This is a genomic window from Pseudomonas sp. BN414, from assembly GCF_029871275.1.
Taxonomy (GTDB): Bacteria; Pseudomonadota; Gammaproteobacteria; order Pseudomonadales; family Pseudomonadaceae; genus Metapseudomonas; species Metapseudomonas resinovorans_C.
Genome location: NZ_SSOL01000079.1, coordinates 390,615 through 409,442, shown reverse-complemented (window position 1 = coordinate 409,442; position 18,828 = coordinate 390,615). Strand labels below are relative to the sequence as shown.

Sequence of the window (18,828 nt, the reverse complement as noted above, 5' to 3'; positions counted from 1 at the left end):
CCGCACCGATGGACACCCCCAAGAATCCCCAAAAGCCGGCGAACCTGCTGGACGACCTCGAATCCATTCGTGCCCTGCTCGATGACGAGCCTGGCGACGCCGAACCACCCTTGCTCACCGAAACCCTGGATGCCGACGACATCCCACTGCTGTCGGAAATAGTCGAACCCGCGCCCACGCCGCCGGCCGCGCCCCTGTCGGCCCCGCAGCAGCCCTTGTTCCAGGCAGCGCCCGTCGAACCGGACCCCATTGCCGCGCCGACTCCGGAGCCAGATCCAGCGCCCGCACAGATGGCCGAAGCGATACGTCAGCGCATGACGCCGGCGAGCAACCCGGAACTGGTCCGCCTGGACAGCGAACTGCGCGCCGCCGCGCAGCTGATCCTGCAGGATGTGATCGACGATTTCGTGCCGCAGATCGAAGCCGAACTCAAACGCCGCCTCGAAGCCCGCCTGACCCGCCTGCTGCCGCCACGCCGGCAGTGATCCGGCGCGCCCGGTAACCACCGGGCGGCACCGGTAACGCGCGCCAATTCTTTCGAGGGGCCGTTGCCGTTATACTCTCCCGTTTTCCCGTTCAGACGCCTCTAGGGTCCCCGCCGAACCATGGACAAGACCTACCAGCCCCACGCCATCGAAACTTCCTGGTACCAGACCTGGGAGAAGAACAACTACTTCGCCCCGCAAGGTTCCGGTGACCCCTACACCATCATGATCCCGCCGCCGAACGTGACCGGCAGCCTGCACATGGGTCATGGCTTCAACAACGCCATCATGGATGCCCTGATCCGCTTCCGTCGCATGCAGGGTCGCAACACCCTGTGGCAGCCGGGCACCGACCATGCCGGCATCGCCACCCAGATGGTGGTGGAGCGCCAGCTGTCCGCCCAGGGCGTCAGCCGCCATGACCTCGGCCGCGAGAAATTCCTCGAGAAGGTCTGGGAATGGAAGGAACAATCCGGCGGCACCATCACCCGCCAGATTCGCCGCCTCGGTTCCTCCGTGGACTGGACGCGTGAGCGCTTCACCATGGACGACGGCCTGTCCGACGCGGTGAAGGAAGCCTTCGTGCGCCTGCATGAAGATGGTCTGATCTACCGCGGCAAGCGCCTGGTCAACTGGGACACCAAGTTCCACACCGCCATCTCCGACCTCGAAGTGGAAAACCACGACGAGAAAGGCAGCCTGTGGAACCTGCGCTACCCGCTGGCCGACGGCCACAAGACTGCCGATGGCAAGGATTACCTGATCGTCGCCACCACCCGCCCGGAAACCATGCTGGGCGACAGCGCCGTTGCCGTGCATCCGGAAGACGAGCGCTACAAGAACCTGATCGGCACCTTCGTCGAACTGCCCCTGGTGGGCCGCCGCATTCCGATCATCGCCGACGAGTACTGCGACCCCGAGTTCGGCACTGGCTGCGTGAAGATCACCCCGGCCCACGACTTCAACGACTATGAAGTCGGCAAGCGCCACGACCTGCCGCTGATCAACATCTTCGACAAGAACGCCGCCGTGCTCGCCACCGCCCAAGTGTTCAACCTCGACGGCAGCGTCAACGACCAGCTCGACGGCAGCCTGCCCGCGCAATACGCCGGCCTGGACCGCTTCGAAGCGCGCAAACAGATCGTCGCCGCCTTCGAACAACTCGGCCTGCTCGAGAAGATCGAAGACCACGCGCTGAAAGTGCCAAAGGGCGACCGCTCCGGCACCGTCATCGAGCCGTGGCTGACCGACCAGTGGTACGTCTCCACCAAGCCGCTGGCCGAACCGGCCATCGCCGCAGTGGAAGATGGCCGCATCCAGTTCGTGCCCAAACAGTACGAGAACATGTACTTCTCCTGGATGCGCGACATCCAGGACTGGTGCATCAGCCGCCAGCTCTGGTGGGGCCATCGCATTCCGGCCTGGTACGACGAAGCCGGCAATGTCTATGTCGGCCGCGACGAAGCCGAAGTGCGCGCCAAGCACAACCTGGGCGACATCGCCCTGCGCCAGGACGAAGACGTGCTGGACACCTGGTTCAGCTCGGGCCTGTGGACCTTCTCCACCCTGGGCTGGCCGGAACAGACCGAATTCCTCAAGACCTTCCATCCGACCGACGTGCTGGTCACCGGCTTCGACATCATCTTCTTCTGGGTCGCCCGCATGATCATGCTGACCATGCACCTGGTGAAGAACGAAGACGGCACCGCGCAGGTTCCGTTCAAGACCGTCTACGTCCACGGCCTGGTGCGCGACTCCCAGGGCCACAAGATGTCCAAGTCCAAGGGCAACGTCCTGGACCCGCTGGACATCGTCGACGGCATCGACCTGGATACCCTGCTGGAAAAACGCACCAGCGGCATGATGCAGCCGAAGCTCGCCGAGAAGATCGCCAAGCAGACCAAGGCCGAGTTCCCGGAAGGCATCAACAGCTACGGCACCGACGCCCTGCGCTTCACCTTCCTCTCGCTGGCGTCTACCGGCCGTGACGTGAAGTTCGACATGGGCCGCGTCGAGGGCTACCGCAACTTCTGCAACAAGCTGTGGAACGCCGCCAACTTCGTCATCGAGAACACCGATGGCCAGGACACCGGCGTCAACGACGAACCGATCGAACTGTCCTCGGTTGACCGCTGGATCATCTCCGCCCTGCAGCGCACCGAAGCTGAAGTCACCCGTCACCTCGACGCCTTCCGCTTCGACCTGGCCGCCCAGACTCTCTACGAGTTCATCTGGGACCAGTACTGCGCCTGGTACCTGGAACTGGTCAAACCGGTTCTGTGGGACGAGAACGCCCCCATCGAGCGCCAGCGCGGCACCCGCCGCACCCTGATCCGCGTGCTGGAAGTGGCCCTGCGCCTGGCACACCCCTTCATGCCGTTCATCACCGAAGAAATCTGGCAGCGCATCAAGGGCCAGGCCGGCAAGAGCGGCGCCACCCTGATGCTCGAGCCCTGGCCGGTTGCAGTGGAAGAGCGCATCGACGCTGCCGCCGAAGGCGACATCGAGTGGGTCAAGGCACTGATGCTCGGCGTGCGGCAGATTCGTGGCGAGATGAACATCTCCATGGCCAAGCGCATAGACATCATCCTCGCCAATGCCAACGACGAAGACCGTCGCCGGCTGGCCGACAACGAGCCGCTGCTGAAGAAGCTGGCCAAGCTGGAGACCATTCGCGTCCTGGCCGCCGGTGAAGAAGCGCCGATGTCCGCCACTGCCCTGGTCGGCGACATGCAGGTGCTGGTACCCATGGCCGGGCTGATCGACAAGGACGCGGAACTGGCCCGCCTGGACAAGGAAATCCAGCGTCTGGACGGCGAAGTGAAGCGAGTCGGCGGCAAGCTGGGCAACGAAGGTTTCGTCGCCAAGGCTCCGCCCGAGGTGATCGAGAAGGAGCGCGCCAAGCTGGCCGAAGCCGAACAGGCCCTGGCCAACCTGACCGAACAGCGCTCGCGAATCGCCAGCCTGTAACCCCCGACAAGGCCCGCTACTGCGGGCCTTGTTCTATTTGCTGAAGGACAGTCCATGGAAACCAGCAAGACCAAGTCCAGCTTCTACCGCCGCCTCTACGTCGCCTGGCTGATCGACAGCGGCACCGCTGTCAGTGTGCCGGCAATCATGGACGCCACCGGGATGCCCCGGCGCACCGCACAGGACACGCTGCTGGCCCTGGGTGAGCTGGATATCGATTGCCATTTCGAGCAGCAGTCCGGCGAGCGCAATAACGCCGGGCACTACGTGATCCGCAACTGGGGTGCCATCGACAAGCACTGGATCGCCGCTAACCTGCATCAGATCAAGGCCGTTCTGAACTACCCCTGACAGACTGCCGCCCCCTCAAGGAACCCTGGGAGTCGCGTTTGAACTTCGATCTGCTGATGGTGCTTGGCCTGCTCGTGGTCGCCATCACCCTGTTCGTAATCAACAAGCCACGCATGGACGTGGTCGCCCTGCTGGTCATCGTCGCCCTGCCGCTGACCGGCATTCTCGATATCAGTCACACCCTGGCCGGCTTCAGTGACCCCAGCGTAGTGCTGATCGCCGCCCTCTTCGTCATCGGTGACGGCCTGGTCCGCACCGGCATCGCCTATCGCCTCGGCGACTGGCTGGTGGCCCGCGCCGGCAGCAGTGAAACACGCCTGCTGGTACTGCTGATGTTGGCTGCCGCCGGCCTCGGCTCGGTGATGAGCTCGACGGGCGTGGTGGCCATCTTCATTCCCGTCGCCCTCGGGGTCGCCGCACGGCTGAAGATCGCCCCGGCGCGGCTGATGATGCCGCTGGCCTTCGCCGGCTTGATCAGCGGCATGCTCACCCTGGTCGCCACCGCTCCCAACCTGGTGGTACACAGCGAACTGCGCCGCGCCGGCCTCGACGGCTTCGGCTTCTTCAGCCTGACCCCGGTGGGGCTTGCGGTACTGGCACTGGGTATCGTCTACATGTTGCTCACTCGGCACTGGCTGACCCCCAGGGGCAGCGACCAGGCCGACGCCGTACCGCGCCTGACCCTCACCGACCTGGCCACGGCCTACGCCCTCGAAGAACGCGAACGGCGCCTGAAAGTACGCGCCGACTCCCCTCTGGTTCGCCAGGCCCTCAACGAGTTGGAGCTGCGCAAGCAGTACGGCATCAACGTAATCGCCGTCGAGCGCCAGCGCCGCTTTCGCACCCTGCTGCTGATGGCCACCGGCAATACCCTGCTGGAACCCGGCGACGTACTGCTGGCGGACCTCGCCAGCCCGGCCATTGGCCTGCTGGGCGCCTACCAGGAACTCGGCCTGGAACCCTTGCCGCTGCCCTCGTCCTACTACAGCCTGCACGCCCATTCGTTGGGGCTGGCCGAGGTAGCCCTGCCGCCCGAGTCGAAGCTTCCGGGCAAGACCATCCAGGAACTGGGTTTCCGTTCCCGCCACCAGCTCAACGTGGTCGGCCTGCGTCGCCATGGTGAGGCGCTGGAAGGCGTGCTGGTGGACGAGAAGCTGAAACCCTCAGACACCCTGCTGGTGGCCGGCGAGTGGAAAGCCATCCACCAGTTGCAGGGGCAAAGTCGCGACTTCCTGGTGCTGAGCCTGCCCGCCGAAGTGGATGAAGTGGCCCCAACCGCGCGCAAGGCGCCCTACGCCCTGCTCAGCCTTGCGGTGATGATCTTCCTGATGGTCAGCGGCCTGGTGCCCAACGTGATGGCAGCGCTGATCGGCTGTCTGCTGATGGGCGCGTTCCGTTGCATCGACCTGGACAGCGCCTACCGCGCCATCCACTGGCCCACCCTGATCCTCATCGTCGGCATGCTGCCGTTCGCCCTGGCCCTGCAACAAACCGGCGGCATCGACCTTGCGGTGAAGGGGCTGGTCGCCCTGCTCGGCAATGCCGGTCCCTACGCCATGCTCGCCTGCCTGTTCATCGTCACCGCGCTGATCGGCCTGTTCATTTCCAATACCGCCACCGCCGTGCTCATGGCCCCGGTGGCCATTGCCACGGCCCAGCAACTGGGAATGTCGCCCTACCCCTTCGCGATGATCGTCGCCCTGGCGGCATCGGCAGCCTTCATGACGCCCATTTCCTCGCCCGTGAATACCCTCGTGCTGGGACCTGGGCAATATCGCTTCGGCGACTTCGTGAAGGTGGGTGTGCCCTTCACGGTCCTGGTGATGATCGTCAGCGTTTTCCTGGTGCCCTTGGTGTTCCCGCTCTGAGCTTCAATGAAGGGGACAACTGCGGAGCCCCTGCCATGTACAAGTACCGCCGCCTGATTCTGGTCGCCCTGTTTCTCGCACTCCTCCTGGCGGGCTTCCAGTTCAGCGGTTTGCGCGAACATCTGAGCCTCCAGTACCTCCATGACACGCTGCTGGCGCACAAGGGCTGGGGTCTGCTGCTCTTCGCCCTGCTCTTCGCGTTGGGCAACCTGATCCAGATTCCCGGCTGGATTTTCCTCGCCGCCTCGGTACTGGCCCTGGGGCGCGTCTGGGGCGGGCTGGCCACCTACCTGGCCGCCACCTTCTCCTGCTGCACGACATTCGTGGTCATCCGCCTGCTCGGCGGCAGCGCCCTGCGGGAGCTGGACAACCGCCTGGCGCGACGCATCATCGCCCACCTCGACGAACGTCCAGTGACCGTCATTGCCCTGCTGCGGATGCTGTTTCAGACCGTGCCGGCTCTCAACTACGCGCTCAGCCTCAGCGGCGTGCGCTTTCGCCATTACCTGACTGGAACCTTGCTCGGCCTGCCGCTGCCCATCGCCGTCTACTGCCTGTTCTTCGATTACCTCGGACGCGCGCTTCACCTCTCCTGACGCCAGCCCCGCGCCTGTGGGAAAATGCCGCGTTTTCACCTGCCGACACCGCCACCATGCCCCAGCCTCCCAAGCGCCCCCGCACCGCCCCAGCCAAGCCCCCCGCCGCCAAGGGGCAATTGCACCCACGCAATCGCCATCAGGGCCGCTATGACTTTCCCCAACTGATCCAGGGCAGCCCGGAGCTGGCGCGCTTCCTCATCACCAACCCCTACGGCAAGGAGAGCATCGACTTCGCCGATCCGGAGGCGGTCAAGGTCTTCAACCGGGCCCTGCTGCGGCAGTTCTACGGCATCCAGCACTGGGACATTCCCGCTGGCTACCTCTGCCCGCCCATACCGGGTCGCGCTGACTACCTGCACGGCCTGGCCGACCTGCTGGCCGCGGATAACGGTGGGCAGATTCCCCACGGCAAGGGCATCCAGGCGCTGGATATCGGTGTAGGCGCCAACTGCATCTATCCGCTGATCGGCCATAGCGAGTACGGCTGGCACTTCACCGGTGCCGATATCGACCCGACGGCCCTCGGCTCGGCGCGCGACATCGTCCAGTCCAACCAACTGGACGGCGCCATCGACCTGCGCCAACAGACCGGATCGCGCAATATTTTCAAAGGACTGATCGCGCCGGGCGAACGCTTCGACCTGACCCTGTGCAACCCGCCCTTCCACAGCTCACTGGAAGAAGCCACGCGCGGCAGCCAGCGCAAGTGGAAGAACCTCGGCAAGCTCGACCCCAAGCGCAAGCTGCCGGTGCTGAACTTCGGTGGCCAGGGCGCGGAACTCTGGTGCGAAGGCGGCGAAGTCGGTTTCCTGGAACGGATGGCGGATGAGAGCGTGCACTGCAAGGCACAGGTGCTCTGGTTCAGCAGCCTGGTTTCCAAAGCCAGCAATCTGCCAGGACTCGAGGCTCGCCTGCGGCGAAACAATGCCGTGGAAATCCGCGTCCTGGAAATGGCTCAGGGCCAGAAGCAGAGTCGCTTCGTCGCCTGGACCTTCTTCGATGCCGCCGGGCGCGAAGCCTGGCGCAAGGAACGCTGGGCCTGATTGCGGCGGGTCTGCTCGGGACTTCGAGCTGCCTCAACAACCCTCTCCCCCCGCCCCTCTCCCTGAAGCGGAGAGGGGAGTTATCCGTGCCAGCTGAATCGTCTTGCCCATCCTGTGGGGGGCGATTTCAATCGCCAAGCAGACCGCAGGGCTGCCCATGGGAATCAAGCCAGTTCCAGCTGCCCTCACCCCAGCCCTCTCCCGCAAGCGGGAGAGGGGGCTGTCCGTGCCAGCTGAATCGTCTTGCCCATCCTGTGGGGGCGATTTCAATCGCTAAGCAGACCGTAGGGCTGCCTATGGGAATCGAGCCAGTTCCAGCTGCCCTCACCCCAGCCCTCTCCCGCAAGCGGAGAGGGGGCTGTCCGTGCCACCTGAACCGTCTTGCCCATCTTGAGGGAGCGATTTCAATCGCTAAGCAGACTGCAGGTCTGCCTCAACTAACAAACCGCGAAACAGGCATCCAGCCGGCTGTACCCCATGCCCACGCCCTTGTGCACCTTGAGCTGCACCGGGATGCGTTCCTTCAATGCTTCGACGTGGCTGATCACACCGATCATCTTGCCGCTGGCATTCAGTGCATCCAGGGCGTCGAGGGCGATTTCCAGGGTTTCACCGTCGAGGGTGCCGAAGCCTTCGTCGAGGAATAGGGAATCGATGCTGGTCTTGTGACTGACCAGATCGGACAGCGCCAGCGCCAGCGCCAGGCTGACCAGGAAGCTCTCGCCGCCGGACAAGGTCTTGCAGTCGCGGACGACATCGGCCTGCCAGGTATCCACCACCTCCAGCTCCAACTCTCCGCCTTGGCGCCGGGCCAACTGATAGCGGCCGTGCAGGCGCTGCAATTGCAGGTTGGCCAGGTGCACCAGATGGTCCAGGGTCAGGCCCTGGGCGAACTTGCGGTACTTGGCGCCGTCGGCCGATCCCACCAGGCCGTTGAGGCGTTGCCAGAGGTCGTATTCGGCTTCCTGGCGGGCGATGTCGGCGAACAGGGCCTGCTGGTTTTGCCGGCGCTGCTCGTCACCGGAGAGCTGGGCACGGATTTCGCCCTGTCGCTGGCTGAGCTCGCGCACGCGTTCGCCCAGGGCCTGCCATTCACTCTCCAGACGCTCGCGGTCGAGCTCGCTCTGGGGCTCAGCCTGCAGGCGTTCGGCCTGGGCCCGAGCGTCAGCCAACAGGGCTTCGGTATCGCCCAGTTCCCTGTTTAGCCGCTGCTGCAGCTCAAGCAAGGCGTTGCGTTCCGCCTCATCCAGCAAGGCGGCGATAAAGGCGGCTTCATCGGCAAAAGGACTGGCGGCCAGCCCCTGTCGCCAGGAGTCGAGCTGCACATGCAATTGGTGCCGGGCTTCCTGGATCCGCTGGTCCTGGCTGCGCTCACTGCCCTTGAGCTGGTTCAGCCGCTGCTGCGCAGCGTCCAGCTCGGACTGCACCAGCGCCAGCGCGGCCTGGGGATCCTCTACCGGCACCAGCGGTGTTTGTCCGGTATGCCCGGAAGCCTGCCAGCGGCCTTGCCACAGACGGGCCTGCTCCCGAGCGGCCTCCAGGGCATGCTGCTGGTCTCGCAGGCGGACTTCCAGTTGCTGACCGGTCGCCTGGTCCTGCTGCCACTGCTGCCACTCGGCTTCGCGTTCGGTGAGCCAGACGTCACCTGCCGTCGGCAGGCCATAGCCCAGTGTCGCCAGGCTGGCGGACAACTGCTCGCGCGCCTCACCCTGCTCGCGGTCCAGTTGCTCCAGCCGCTGCGCGTTGCCCTGTTCCTGCTGGCGCAGGCTGGCCTGGTCCTTCTCCAGCAAGGCGAGCTGGCTGGTGCAATCGTGCAGGACCTTGTCGCGCTGCTGGCGCAGGTCGCGGGCCGAGACTAGGCCAGCCTTGAGCTGATCCAGCTGTGCCAGTCGATCCTGCAGCGCGTGCAGCTGCTCGGCATGACCTGACAGCTCGGCCTGCAGCGCCGCCAGGTCCGGCAATTGGAGTTCCAGGGTCTGGCACAGCTCGCGCCATTGCTCCACGTACTGCCGCTGTTCGACTTCGGCGCCCTGCAAGGCTTCGCCCAGCTGGGCCACCTGCGCTTCCAGGGAAGCCAGGCGATTGCTCAGGGTTTCCCCTTGCTGGCGCACCTCGTCCTGCGCGGCCTTGCAATCCAGCAGCCCCTGTTGGGTAGCGGAGAGGTTGAGGGCCTGGTACTCGGCAATGGCCGGATGCTCATGGGAACCGCACAGCGGGCAGGCCTCGCCCGGCTGCAGGGCGGCACGATAAGCCTCCAGTTGCTGGATGCGCTGCGCCTGTTCGAGGAGCTTTTCCTTGTCGGTGATCTGTTGCTTGAGTTCGGCGAAACGGCGACGAAGGGAATCGCGCTGTTCGACCAGGGTTTTCTGCTCGTCCTGCAACGGTTGCAGTTGCTCACGGGCGCGCGACTGGCGCTCGGCCAGTTGTCGGCGTTGTTGGGACAGTTGGTCAAGGCGCTCCAGCTGGCGGCCTCGTTCCAACAGTTGCTGCCACTGCGAGCGAAGGGCAGCGTCATCCAGCCCACCCAGGAGTCCATCGAGCCGGGCTTGCGCTTCCGTCTCGCCATGAAGCGCCTGCGCCTGTTCGGCCTTGGCACTTTCCAAGGCACCACGGGCCAGGCTGAAGCGCACGCCCAAATCATCCGCCTGGCGCTTCAGCTCGGCCTGGGCACTCTGCAATCCGCTCAACTCGTCCTGGCGCCTGGCCAGGGCGCCGAATTCCGCCCGCCAGCCCCCCAGGTGCTCTCCAAGACGGGACCGCTGGGGTTGTTCAGCCATCCTCCTTTGCAGGGCTTCTCGCTCGGCCTGGAGGCCTTCAAGGGCATTCTGGCGCGCCTCTGCCCACTGCTCGCCAAGCTGGGCGCCCTGCCAGAGTTGGTCGAGGATGCGTTCGGCCAGCGTCTGCAAATCGTGCCGAGTGACGCGCAGTTCGCTTTCACCCTGATTCAGCTGCTGCTGAGTCCGCTGCCAATCGCGATACACGGGCAACAGCTGACTGGCCGGCTCGCTGGCAGCCAGCCGGGACAGTTGCGGCTGCGCTTGTTCCAGGGCGGCGCGGGCAGCCTGGCCTTGTTGTCCGGCTGCCTGTTGGCGGGCCAGGGCCTTGTCCAGTTCATCGCGCCATTGCCGCTGACGTTGCAGATCGGCCTGGCGAGTCTGCAGTTGGCGCTCTTCGTCGGAGAGGATGCCGACTTCCTGCTGCAAGGCTGCGCGGGTGTCTTCGTTCAACAGCTCGACCCCCTCGGCGCGGGCGCGCAGTTGGTCCAGCCCGGTCTTCACTTCACGGGTGCGCTCGAATACGCGCTGGGATACGCGCCCGTAGATTTCGGTGCCGGTCAGTTCTTCCAGCAGTTCCGCACGCTGGTTGGCGTTAGCCTCCAGGAAGGCGGCGAAGCCACCCTGGGCCAGCAGCATGGACTTAGTGAAACGCTCGAAATCGAGGCCCGTCAGGCTCTCGGTCAGCTTGAGCTTGTCGTTGATCTTGTCGGTGAGGATTTCCCCATCCAGCACCCGCGCCAGCTCCACCTTGGGTGGCTGCAGGCCGCCATCAGCCTTGTCGCGGGCACGGCGCTGACTCCAGAAGGCGCGATAGGCCACGCCCTTCACCTCGAATTCCACCTCTGCCAGGCAGTCGGCGGTGTGACGGGTCATCAGCTCGTTGATGCTCGCCGATACGGTCCCCATGCGAGGCGTCCGGTGGTAGAGCGCAAGGCAGATGGCGTCCAGCAGGGTCGTCTTGCCGGCACCGGTGGGGCCGGTGATGGCGAACAGGCCGTTGCCGGCGAAGGGTTCGCCGGTGAAATCGACCTTCCACTCGCCCTTGAGCGAATTGAGGTTCTTCAGGCGCAGACTGAGGATCTTCATGCCTGGCCCTCCTGCAATTCGGCCAGCACTTCGCGGTGCAGTCCCTGGAGTCGCTGCCGCAGTTCCTGCTCAAGCTCTTCGCTATCCAGGCGCTTGTCGAACACCTCTTGCGGATTCAGCTCATCGAGGGTTTCCCGTGCCTCACGCTGCAGGCCAGCCAGGGCCGCGCCGCGTTCGCGGCGAATACGCAACACCTCTACCGGGAGGCCATCGCAGAGTGCAGCCAGACGCGCCTGCAGGTCGTTGAGGTAGTCGTCGGTGCTGATCTGCACCTCCACCCAGACGGGCTGTTCCGGGCTGCCATCGCGCGCCACTTCGGCGAACAGGGCCGGCAACTCCGTCAGGCTGCCACGCAGTGAATAGAGGGGCTGGAAACGCGGTACCGCCAGGGCTTCCACCTTGTGCAGACCAATGCTATCCAGCTCCACCAGCAACACTTCCTTCTGCTGCCGCGCCTCGTCGAAAGACAGCGGAATGGGCGAGCCGCAATAGCGGATGTGGTCCAGGCCACCCACCTTCTGCGGCCTGTGGATATGTCCGAGGGCGATGTAGTCGGCCGCCGGGAAGGCGCTAGTGGGGAAGGCTTCCAGCGCACCGACGTAGATTTCCCGCACCGACTCGCTCGCGCTGGCGCCCACGGTGGTCAGGTGGCCGGTCGCGACGATGGGCAGTCCGCCGCCCAGTTCGGTGCGGCGCTGTTCGGCGAGGGCGAACAGTTGCTGATAGTGATCCTGGATCGCCTGCTGCAGGGACAGTTGCTTGTCCGCCGCGCTCTGCCCGGCCTGGCTCTGCAGCACATCGCGCGGACGAATGAAGGGAATCGCGCAGAGGATCGCCCCCGGTTCGCCGGAGCGGCGCTTGAGCACCAGCAATTGCTCGTCCGGATTGACGCCCACCGCCGGCACCACCCGCGTATCCAGTTGCGCCAGCAACGTGCGGCTCTCGCCGAGCATGGCGACCGAATCGTGGTTACCACCGAGTACCACCAGGCTGGCGCCGGCATCCCGCAGTTCGACGATGAACTGGTTGTACTGCTCGCGGGCGTAGCTGGGCGGTGCGCCGGTGTCGAACACATCCCCGGCGACCAGCACCGCGTCGACCTCGCGTTCACGTACCTGCTCGATCAGCCAGCGGCAGAAGGCCTGGTGCTCGGCCTGGCGGGTCTTGCCCATGAAGTGCTGGCCCAAGTGCCAGTCGGAGGTATGGAGAATGCGCATCGGGAATCACGGCGAAGGAACGGAAATGCGGGCAACCCTGTCATTTCCTTCGCGGCCTGGCAACCACGGAGCCGCTATCCTTCCCAGCATTCGCTGCAGACAAGGACTGACATGCAACGCATCTTTCGTGACCTCAAGATCATGCTCCTGGCCAACCTCTGGCTGATCCCGGTGATGGCGGCACTGGTGGGTGCGCTCTTCTATTTCGTCGCGCCACCTCCACCCATGCACGCGCGGCTGGCGACCGGTGGCCCGTCGGGCGGCTACAACGCGTTTGGCGAGAAGCTCAAGGAGGAACTGGCCAAACAAGGCTTCGAGCTGGAACTGGTGCGCAGTACCGGTTCACTGGACAACCTGGCGAAGCTGCAAAGCGGCGAAGTGGATATCGCCCTGGTCCAGAGTGGCCAGGAACTCACCCTGAGCCCGAAACAGCGCCAGCACCTTCACGGTCTCGGTGTGATGTACCAGGAGCCGCTCTGGCTGTTCAAACGCAAGGAACTGGACATCGACAGCATGGCCGACCTGCTGCAGCTGCGGATTGCCATCGGTGCCCCGAACAGCGGCACCCGCTCGGTCAGCGACGCGCTCCTCGCCGCCAACCAGATCAGCCCCGAGCGCTATCCGCCACAGTGGCAGCTCATCAGCGGCAGCTCGGCGGCCAACGCCCTGCTCGGCGGTGAACTGGACGCCGGCTTCTTCCTCGGCCCGGCAGAGAGCGCCGTGGTGCAGCGCCTGGCGGCCAGCCCGGAACTGGACCTGGTCAACCTGCGCCGCAGCGCCGCTTATCGCGCGCGCCTGCCCTACCTGACCAAGCTGGAAGTGGGCGAGGGCCTGCTCAACCTCGCCAGCAACAGCCCCTCGCGCGACATTCGCACCCTCGCCCCGGTGGCCACCCTGGTCGCCAACGACGAGTTCCATCCCTCGCTCACGCCACTGATCCTCGAAGCGGCCCGCGAAGTGATGAAGAACGGCACCCTGCTCGATCCGCCTGGCACCTATCCGAGCCCCAAGCCGCAGATGCTCGCCAGCCTGGACGAAGCCGATTACTACTACGACAAGGGATTGCCGATCCTGCAGCGCTACCTGCCCTTCCGTATCGCCTCGCTGGCAGACCGTTACATCATCCTGCTGATTCCGCTGCTGGTGATCATGATTCCGCTGAGCAAGGCGATAGGTCCGATCTACCGCTGGCGTATCCGCGCGCGCATCTACCGCTGGTACAAGTACCTGCGCGAAATCGACCGCAAGCTGGACAGGGGCACGCCGCCAGAACAACTCGCCAACGAGATCGACCAGCTCGAAAAGCTGGAACAGCGCCTGGCGAAGGTCGAAGTGCCGCTGTCGTACTCCAACGAGCTGTACGACCTGCATGTGCACCTGCGCTATGTGATCGAGCGCCTGCAGGCGGTGCAGACACGGCAGGCAGCCGAGGAGCAGGTCGGGTAGACTGGCGCACTTTTCGTGCCGGCGCGTCCTCGCGCCGGATGTGCCCCTGAGAGCGAAGATCCATGCCCATCCGCCACTGCATCGTTCACTTCATCGACAAGAAGCCCGACGGCAGCGCCGCCGTGCTGCATGCCCGGGATAGCGAGCTGGGCGCTTCCCAGGCCATGGAAAACCTCCTGGCCGATCTCAACGAAAGCTACAACGCCAAGCAAGGCAAGGCCTGGGGCTTCTTCTTCGAGGAGTCCGGCGCTTATCCCTTCGTTGGCTGGCTGAAGGAATACCAGGACGGCGCCCGCGACTTCACCGCCTTCAGCCGCCAGGCCGTGGAGCACCTGCAGAAGCTGATGGAGGAATCCAACCTCTCCACCGGCGGGCACGTGCTTTTCGCCCATTACCAGCAAGGCATGACCGATTACCTGGCCATCGCCCTGCTGCACCACAGCGAAGGCGTTGCCGTGACCGACTCGCTGGAAGTCACGCCAGCCAAGCACCTGGACCTGGGCCAACTGCACCTGGCAGCGCGTATCAACATTTCCGAGTGGCAGAACAACCAGCAGTCGAAGCAGTACATCTCCTTCATCAAGGGCAAGAACGGCAAGAAAGTCTCGGACTACTTCCGCGACTTCATCGGCTGCCAGGAAGGTGTCGACCCGCCGAGCGAAACGCGCACCCTGCTCAAGGCCTTCAGTGACTTCGTGGAAAGCGAAGACCTGGCCGAGGAACAGGCCCGCGAAAAGACCAAGACCCTGGTTGACTACGCCACCACCCAGGCCAAGATGGGCGAACCGATCACCCTCGACGAACTGTCCGGCCTGATCGACGAAGACCGCCCGCGCGCCTTCTATGAGCACATCCGCAACAAGGACTACGGGCTGTCGCCGGAAATTCCGCCGGACAAGCGCACCCTCAGCCAGTTCCAGCGCTTCACCGGGCGTGCCGAGGGCCTGTCGATCAGCTTCGAAGCGCACCTGCTGGGCTCGAAGATCGAATACGACGAAGGCCGCGACATGCTGATCATTCGTCAGTTGCCGACCCAGCTGAAAGACCAGCTGAAGCGCCGCAAGGATTGACTCTCTGCGCCCCCCAATGAACGAAGCCCGGCGATTGCCGGGCTTTGTTTTGGGGTGCTCAAAAAAACTGGGACAACGACATCCGTAGGGTGGGCTTCAGCCCACCTGGGCGGAAGCCTTGTAGGGGCGAATTCATTCGCCAAGGGCAGCGCAGCTGCCCCCCTGGGGATTCGAAGGGCAGACCTGCGGCCTGCTTGGCGAATGAATTCGCCCCTACAGAAGAGCGGTCGCCCCGCCTCAACGGGCTTCGATGCGGAACCCCAGGCGCGGTACATGGACATGCACCGTACCGGCGCGCTCGTCCTGGCGGCGCAGGATGATCTCCTCGCGGCCGACGAACACCAGTTCGCCTTCCACCGGATCGACGCCGTAGTCGGTAGCCGCCACCAGTACCTTCTGGCCGGGGGCGAAGCCATTGGGGTCGACGAAGTCCTCGACGGGCAAGGCAGCCGGAGTGGCCTGGCGGGCGATTTCAATCGCCTCCGCGGCAGACAGTTGACTGCTCGCGCCCTCGCCGAACCCCAGCGCGCGACCGTACCAGGCCGCCACTTCCGGGTAGTCGTCCACCAGCGGCGCGGTAACCGGCGTGGCCTTGAGGAACCACAGGCAGTGGGCCAGGGAAAAATCAGCCACCGACGGTTCGCCGAAGAGGAAGTCGCCTTCGCTGCGCTCCAGTTGGTCCTGCAGTCGCCCCATCAGTACGGGCCAGTTGCTGCGGGCCTGGTCTGCCGGCAGGCGAGTCGTGCTGCCGCCGGAGAACAGCTTGGCGCGGTCGGCGAGGAAAGCCTGCTGCACGGCCGGCGGTAGCTGGCCCATGCGCACGGCGATGGATTCGGGCTGGAACACCAGGGTCACGGCGTGCTGGAAGACCACCGAGTCCACCCACAGGGCGAAGCTCGCAACGTTGAACTCCTGCCCCTCCGGGAACAGCGCCGGACCGGCCTTTTCCTGCTCCAGCCGACGGGCGATCAGTGCGGTGTCGCAGTAGATGTCGGCGCCCACCTGCAGAACCGGCGTCTTGCGGTAGCCACCGGTCAGCGCCATCAGATCGGGCTTGGGCAGGATCCTCGGGATCTCCACCGATCGCCACGACAGCTGCTTGTAGCCGAGCATCAGCCGCGCCTTCTTGGCGAAGGGCGAGGGTTCGTAATGGTGCAGGATGAGTTCGGACATTGCAGGGCTCCGCTGCGGTTGTGATGAGGCCGGAGCTTATCCGGCCACTTGGTCAAGGCCTATCCTTTCGGCGCGCACCCAGTCCTCTATCAGCGACTCTTTGACCGCCTTCTTCATGCGCTTGATGGCGATCTCGCGGCGCAAGGCCTCGCTCTTGTCGGCGCAGGCCTCGACGAACACCAGGGCCTGGGCCGGGCTGGAATGGAAGAATCGTGCCCCCTTGCCGCTCTGGTGCTGGGCAAAACGCCGCTGCGGGTCGTCGCTGATGCCGCAGTAGAGGGCACCGTTCTCGGCGCGCACCAGATAGACGTACCAAGGCTTGGCAGCGGGGGCGGATTCGGATTGCTCGGGCATTGCGGGGTCCTGAGAAAAGGCCGCCGCATTAGGCATTGCCTCACCTGATCAAGACAAGTCCTTCAATGCCCCGGCGCGATACGCCGCAAGCCCTCGCGCCGCTTGCTCGCGAATGGCGTTCTGCACCGGCGGCAACCAGCCCAGCAGCGTCCCCTTGGCGCCGAGGGCCTGACGAGCCCAGCGCCAGAGGTCGAAGCTGTCGTGGTGCTCGATGATCTTGCCGTCGGAAAAGAGGAAACGCGCCTGGATACGGTTCTCCACCATTCGCCCGGTCTGGCTGAAGAGGTAAGTGGCGACCCAGTTGGCGCGCCCGGAAAGGTCGTCCGCTTCGACGCCGTCGAAGGTCAGGCTGAACCGCTGCGCGCGGCTGGCCAACATGCGCCACATGTCAGCGGCTTCCTGGCCATTGAGATCGGTGAACACCGGGTCGCTGAAGTGCACATCCGGGCTGTAGCAGGCGGCCATGGCCTCGGCATCGAGCTGCTGGAAGGCCTGGTAGAAGCGGGTGATAAGTTCAGCATTGGGGTGAGCCATGGACAACTCCGACAAGACTGTATGACTAGCAGTATTGACCCGAATGGCCCGGAGGGCGATTGGCGGCATTGCCAACTTTGTGTCAATAATCGCCAACCCTATCCTGAGTCCAATCCATGATCCGCGTCGCCCTGTTCGTCTGCCCACAGACCGTCTGCTCCAGCCTGGCAACGGCCGACGACGCCTTTCGCCTGGCCAACCAGTTGGCCGGCGAGCCGTTGTTCCAGGTCCAGCGCTTCAGCCGTGATGGCCGCGCTGTGGATATCGGCATGGCCGAGGTACGGGTGGATGGCGATCTGGCACTGGCGGAGCGCGCCGATCTGGTACTGCTGACAGCGACCGGCCCTGGCGTGGAGAAAACCCTCGCAGCCAACCAGGCACTGCTGCCCTGGCTAGCCGCGCGGCCAGACACCCAGCAACTCGCCAGCCTCTGCAGCAGTGCCTTCCTGCTGGCCGCTTCGGGTCGCCTCGACGGCCGTCGCGCCACGACGCACTGGGCGCTGGCACCGGCCTTCCGCAAACGTTATCCACAGGTCCGGCTGGATGCGGATGCCATGCTGACGGAGGACGGCAACCTGTTCTGCTCGGGTGGTGCCCAGGCGGGGCTGGACCTCTGCTTGCACCTGATCGGCTGGCATGCGGGCGACTGGCTCGCACAACGCGTGGCCAGCGCCATGGTGTTCGACATGCAGCGCGGTCTCCAATCGCGCTTCGCTCCGTTGTTGCCAGCCGCCGGCGGGGACGATCCACAGATAAGCCCGCTGCTGCTCTGGCTGCAGCGCAACCTGGCCGAACCGCTGGACGTGGACGCCCTGGCGACCCGCGCCCACTGTTCGAGCCGCACCCTGCTGCGACGCTTCAAGGCCTCCACCGGCCTGACCCCGAATGCCTACCTGCAACGACTGCGCATCAGCGCAGCGCAGATCGCCCTGCGCAACCCGGCGCGGTCCCTGGAACAGGTGGCGGCGCAGGTGGGTTACGCCGATCGGGCGACGTTCGCCAAGTTGTTCAAGCAATTGTGCGGGGAAACGCCAGGAGCGTTCAGGCGCAGGCTGCGAACACCGGAATCACCGTAGGTTGGGCCAAGCGAAGCGCGGCCCAACGCTTGTTCGCGAAGACGTTGGGCTTCGCTTCGCTCAGCTCAACCTACAAGAGCAGATGCTTCAGACCGACTCTTCCTTCAGTTCCTTGAGGTGCTTGTAGACGGTGGCGCGACCCATGTTGAGCACGTTGGCCACGTAGTTGGCAGCGCTTTTTCCCTTGAAGGCGCCCTCGGCATGCAGGGCCAGGACCAGTTCGCGCTTGTGATCACGGGTCAGCAGGTTGAGGCCGAGCTGACGCTGCCGCAGCCAGTTGTGCAGGAAGGTGTTGATACGCTCCTGCCAGTCGTCGCGGAACAGCGCGTCGGGCTGGGGAATGAGCTTGCTGGAGGACAGGAACAGGTCGAGGGCCGCCTTGGCCGCCTCGAACATGGAGATATTCAGGTTGATGCAGAGCATGGCAAGCGGCGCGCCCTGGGCATCGCGCAGCACGGTGCTCACCGAGCGGATCTTCTGACCGTCCCAGTTGAGCTTCTCGTAGGGGCCGATGTTCCGCTCATCCACTTCCTCGCTGAACAGGTCTTCCAGCGCCGCATCGTCGCCCACGCAGCGCTTGGAGATGTTGTTGGCGATGTAGTCGATCTTCTGTGTCCGCAGGTCGTGCAGCACCACCTCAGCATGGGGAAAGAACAGCGTGGCGATGGCGTCCGCGATGGCGCGGTAGTTGTCCAGGGCGAGGTCTGGGCGAGAGGTCATGGAGCGGCTCCTGGAGCATGAAGATCGGCGCCGGGCACAAGGCCCGGCGCAGCGAGTGT

Annotated in this window: 15 protein-coding genes; 9 read left to right on the top strand and 6 right to left on the bottom strand. The window is 64.8% G+C overall.

Going from position 1 to position 18,828, the window contains the following annotated elements; genetic code table 11:
- Nucleotides 1-8: 8 nt before the first annotated feature.
- The 6 genes from E8E95_RS29725 to rlmF all read left to right on the top strand — a co-directional run bounded on the left by E8E95_RS29725 (nucleotide 9) and on the right by rlmF (nucleotide 7,316).
- On the top strand, nucleotides 9-485 hold the full coding sequence (locus E8E95_RS29725) for a DNA polymerase III subunit chi (protein WP_280355969.1): 477 nt from the start codon (nucleotides 9-11) through the stop codon (nucleotides 483-485).
- Between the two features lie 120 nt (nucleotides 486-605).
- Nucleotides 606-3,455 carry a valine--tRNA ligase gene (locus tag E8E95_RS29720; RefSeq protein ID WP_280355968.1) on the top strand — a complete coding sequence of 950 codons (2,850 nt, stop codon included), beginning with the start codon at nucleotides 606-608 and terminating at the stop codon, nucleotides 3,453-3,455.
- A 54-nt stretch (nucleotides 3,456-3,509) separates the two neighbouring features.
- Entirely contained in the window at nucleotides 3,510-3,806 is a 297-nt protein-coding gene (locus E8E95_RS29715; protein ID WP_280355966.1) for a winged helix-turn-helix domain-containing protein, read from the top strand.
- Nucleotides 3,807-3,844: 38 nt separating this feature from the next.
- Nucleotides 3,845-5,674, top strand: coding sequence for an SLC13 family permease (locus E8E95_RS29710; RefSeq protein ID WP_280355964.1), 1,830 nt, complete (start codon nucleotides 3,845-3,847; stop codon nucleotides 5,672-5,674).
- A gap of 35 nt (nucleotides 5,675-5,709) precedes the next feature.
- Nucleotides 5,710-6,270, top strand: a complete 561-nt coding sequence (locus tag E8E95_RS29705; RefSeq protein WP_280355962.1) for a VTT domain-containing protein — start codon at nucleotides 5,710-5,712, stop codon at nucleotides 6,268-6,270.
- 56 nt (nucleotides 6,271-6,326) lie between these two features.
- A complete protein-coding gene (gene rlmF, locus E8E95_RS29700; RefSeq protein ID WP_280355960.1) occupies nucleotides 6,327-7,316 on the top strand; it encodes a 23S rRNA (adenine(1618)-N(6))-methyltransferase RlmF in 990 nt (329 codons plus the stop codon).
- A 437-nt stretch (nucleotides 7,317-7,753) separates the two neighbouring features.
- On the opposite strand, the gene E8E95_RS29695 is transcribed toward rlmF, so the two are convergent.
- Together E8E95_RS29695 and sbcD are read right to left on the bottom strand one after the other, a co-directional pair.
- Nucleotides 7,754-11,179: an AAA family ATPase gene (locus E8E95_RS29695; protein WP_280355959.1), complete on the bottom strand. Its 3,426-nt coding sequence runs from the start codon at nucleotides 11,177-11,179 to the stop codon at nucleotides 7,754-7,756.
- Nucleotides 11,176-12,396, bottom strand: a complete 1,221-nt coding sequence (gene sbcD / locus E8E95_RS29690) for an exonuclease subunit SbcD (protein ID WP_280355958.1) — start codon at nucleotides 12,394-12,396, stop codon at nucleotides 11,176-11,178. Before sbcD ends, E8E95_RS29695 begins: the two co-directional genes overlap by 4 nt.
- Before the next feature lie 111 nt (nucleotides 12,397-12,507).
- Between sbcD and E8E95_RS29685 the strand changes: the two genes are divergently transcribed.
- Both E8E95_RS29685 and yejK read left to right on the top strand, forming a co-directional pair.
- Nucleotides 12,508-13,842 carry a TAXI family TRAP transporter solute-binding subunit gene (locus E8E95_RS29685; RefSeq protein ID WP_280355957.1) on the top strand — a complete coding sequence of 445 codons (1,335 nt, stop codon included), beginning with the start codon at nucleotides 12,508-12,510 and terminating at the stop codon, nucleotides 13,840-13,842.
- 62 nt (nucleotides 13,843-13,904) lie between these two features.
- Complete coding sequence (gene yejK, locus E8E95_RS29680; RefSeq protein WP_077522704.1) at nucleotides 13,905-14,912, top strand: nucleoid-associated protein YejK; 1,008 nt, start codon at nucleotides 13,905-13,907, stop codon at nucleotides 14,910-14,912.
- Nucleotides 14,913-15,149: 237 nt separating this feature from the next.
- On the opposite strand, the gene E8E95_RS29675 is transcribed toward yejK, so the two are convergent.
- Genes E8E95_RS29675 through E8E95_RS29665 form a run of 3 tightly spaced genes read right to left on the bottom strand, consistent with a single transcriptional unit; the run spans nucleotide 15,150 to nucleotide 16,973 of the window.
- Complete coding sequence (locus E8E95_RS29675) at nucleotides 15,150-16,085, bottom strand: glutathione S-transferase family protein (protein WP_280355956.1); 936 nt, start codon at nucleotides 16,083-16,085, stop codon at nucleotides 15,150-15,152.
- Nucleotides 16,086-16,121: 36 nt separating this feature from the next.
- Nucleotides 16,122-16,439, bottom strand: a complete 318-nt coding sequence (locus tag E8E95_RS29670; protein ID WP_280355954.1) for a GIY-YIG nuclease family protein — start codon at nucleotides 16,437-16,439, stop codon at nucleotides 16,122-16,124.
- A gap of 48 nt (nucleotides 16,440-16,487) precedes the next feature.
- Nucleotides 16,488-16,973, bottom strand: a complete 486-nt coding sequence (locus tag E8E95_RS29665; RefSeq protein WP_179061725.1) for a nuclear transport factor 2 family protein — start codon at nucleotides 16,971-16,973, stop codon at nucleotides 16,488-16,490.
- A gap of 116 nt (nucleotides 16,974-17,089) precedes the next feature.
- Between E8E95_RS29665 and E8E95_RS29660 the strand changes: the two genes are divergently transcribed.
- Complete coding sequence (locus E8E95_RS29660; RefSeq protein WP_280355951.1) at nucleotides 17,090-18,049, top strand: helix-turn-helix domain-containing protein; 960 nt, start codon at nucleotides 17,090-17,092, stop codon at nucleotides 18,047-18,049.
- Nucleotides 18,050-18,136: 87 nt separating this feature from the next.
- Here E8E95_RS29660 and E8E95_RS29655 read toward each other — a convergent pair whose 3' ends face one another.
- Nucleotides 18,137-18,769, bottom strand: coding sequence for a transcriptional regulator (locus E8E95_RS29655; protein ID WP_077522714.1), 633 nt, complete (start codon nucleotides 18,767-18,769; stop codon nucleotides 18,137-18,139).
- Nucleotides 18,770-18,828: the final 59 nt, after the last annotated feature.

Bases quoted from the DNA above. Each gene is read 5' to 3' on its own strand.
- E8E95_RS29725 (WP_280355969.1), top strand. From the start codon at position 9: ATGGACACCCCCAAGAATCCCCAAAAGCCGGCGAACCTGCTGGACGAC.
- E8E95_RS29720 (WP_280355968.1), top strand. From the start codon at position 606: ATGGACAAGACCTACCAGCCCCACGCCATCGAAACTTCCTGGTACCAG.
- E8E95_RS29715 (WP_280355966.1), top strand. From the start codon at position 3,510: ATGGAAACCAGCAAGACCAAGTCCAGCTTCTACCGCCGCCTCTACGTC.
- E8E95_RS29705 (WP_280355962.1), top strand. From the start codon at position 5,710: ATGTACAAGTACCGCCGCCTGATTCTGGTCGCCCTGTTTCTCGCACTC.
- rlmF (WP_280355960.1), top strand. From the start codon at position 6,327: ATGCCCCAGCCTCCCAAGCGCCCCCGCACCGCCCCAGCCAAGCCCCCC.
- E8E95_RS29695 (WP_280355959.1), bottom strand. From the start codon at position 11,179: ATGAAGATCCTCAGTCTGCGCCTGAAGAACCTCAATTCGCTCAAGGGC.
- sbcD (WP_280355958.1), bottom strand. From the start codon at position 12,396: ATGCGCATTCTCCATACCTCCGACTGGCACTTGGGCCAGCACTTCATG.
- E8E95_RS29685 (WP_280355957.1), top strand. From the start codon at position 12,508: ATGCAACGCATCTTTCGTGACCTCAAGATCATGCTCCTGGCCAACCTC.
- yejK (WP_077522704.1), top strand. From the start codon at position 13,905: ATGCCCATCCGCCACTGCATCGTTCACTTCATCGACAAGAAGCCCGAC.
- E8E95_RS29675 (WP_280355956.1), bottom strand. From the start codon at position 16,085: ATGTCCGAACTCATCCTGCACCATTACGAACCCTCGCCCTTCGCCAAG.
- E8E95_RS29670 (WP_280355954.1), bottom strand. From the start codon at position 16,439: ATGCCCGAGCAATCCGAATCCGCCCCCGCTGCCAAGCCTTGGTACGTC.
- E8E95_RS29665 (WP_179061725.1), bottom strand. From the start codon at position 16,973: ATGGCTCACCCCAATGCTGAACTTATCACCCGCTTCTACCAGGCCTTC.
- E8E95_RS29660 (WP_280355951.1), top strand. From the start codon at position 17,090: ATGATCCGCGTCGCCCTGTTCGTCTGCCCACAGACCGTCTGCTCCAGC.
- E8E95_RS29655 (WP_077522714.1), bottom strand. From the start codon at position 18,769: ATGACCTCTCGCCCAGACCTCGCCCTGGACAACTACCGCGCCATCGCG.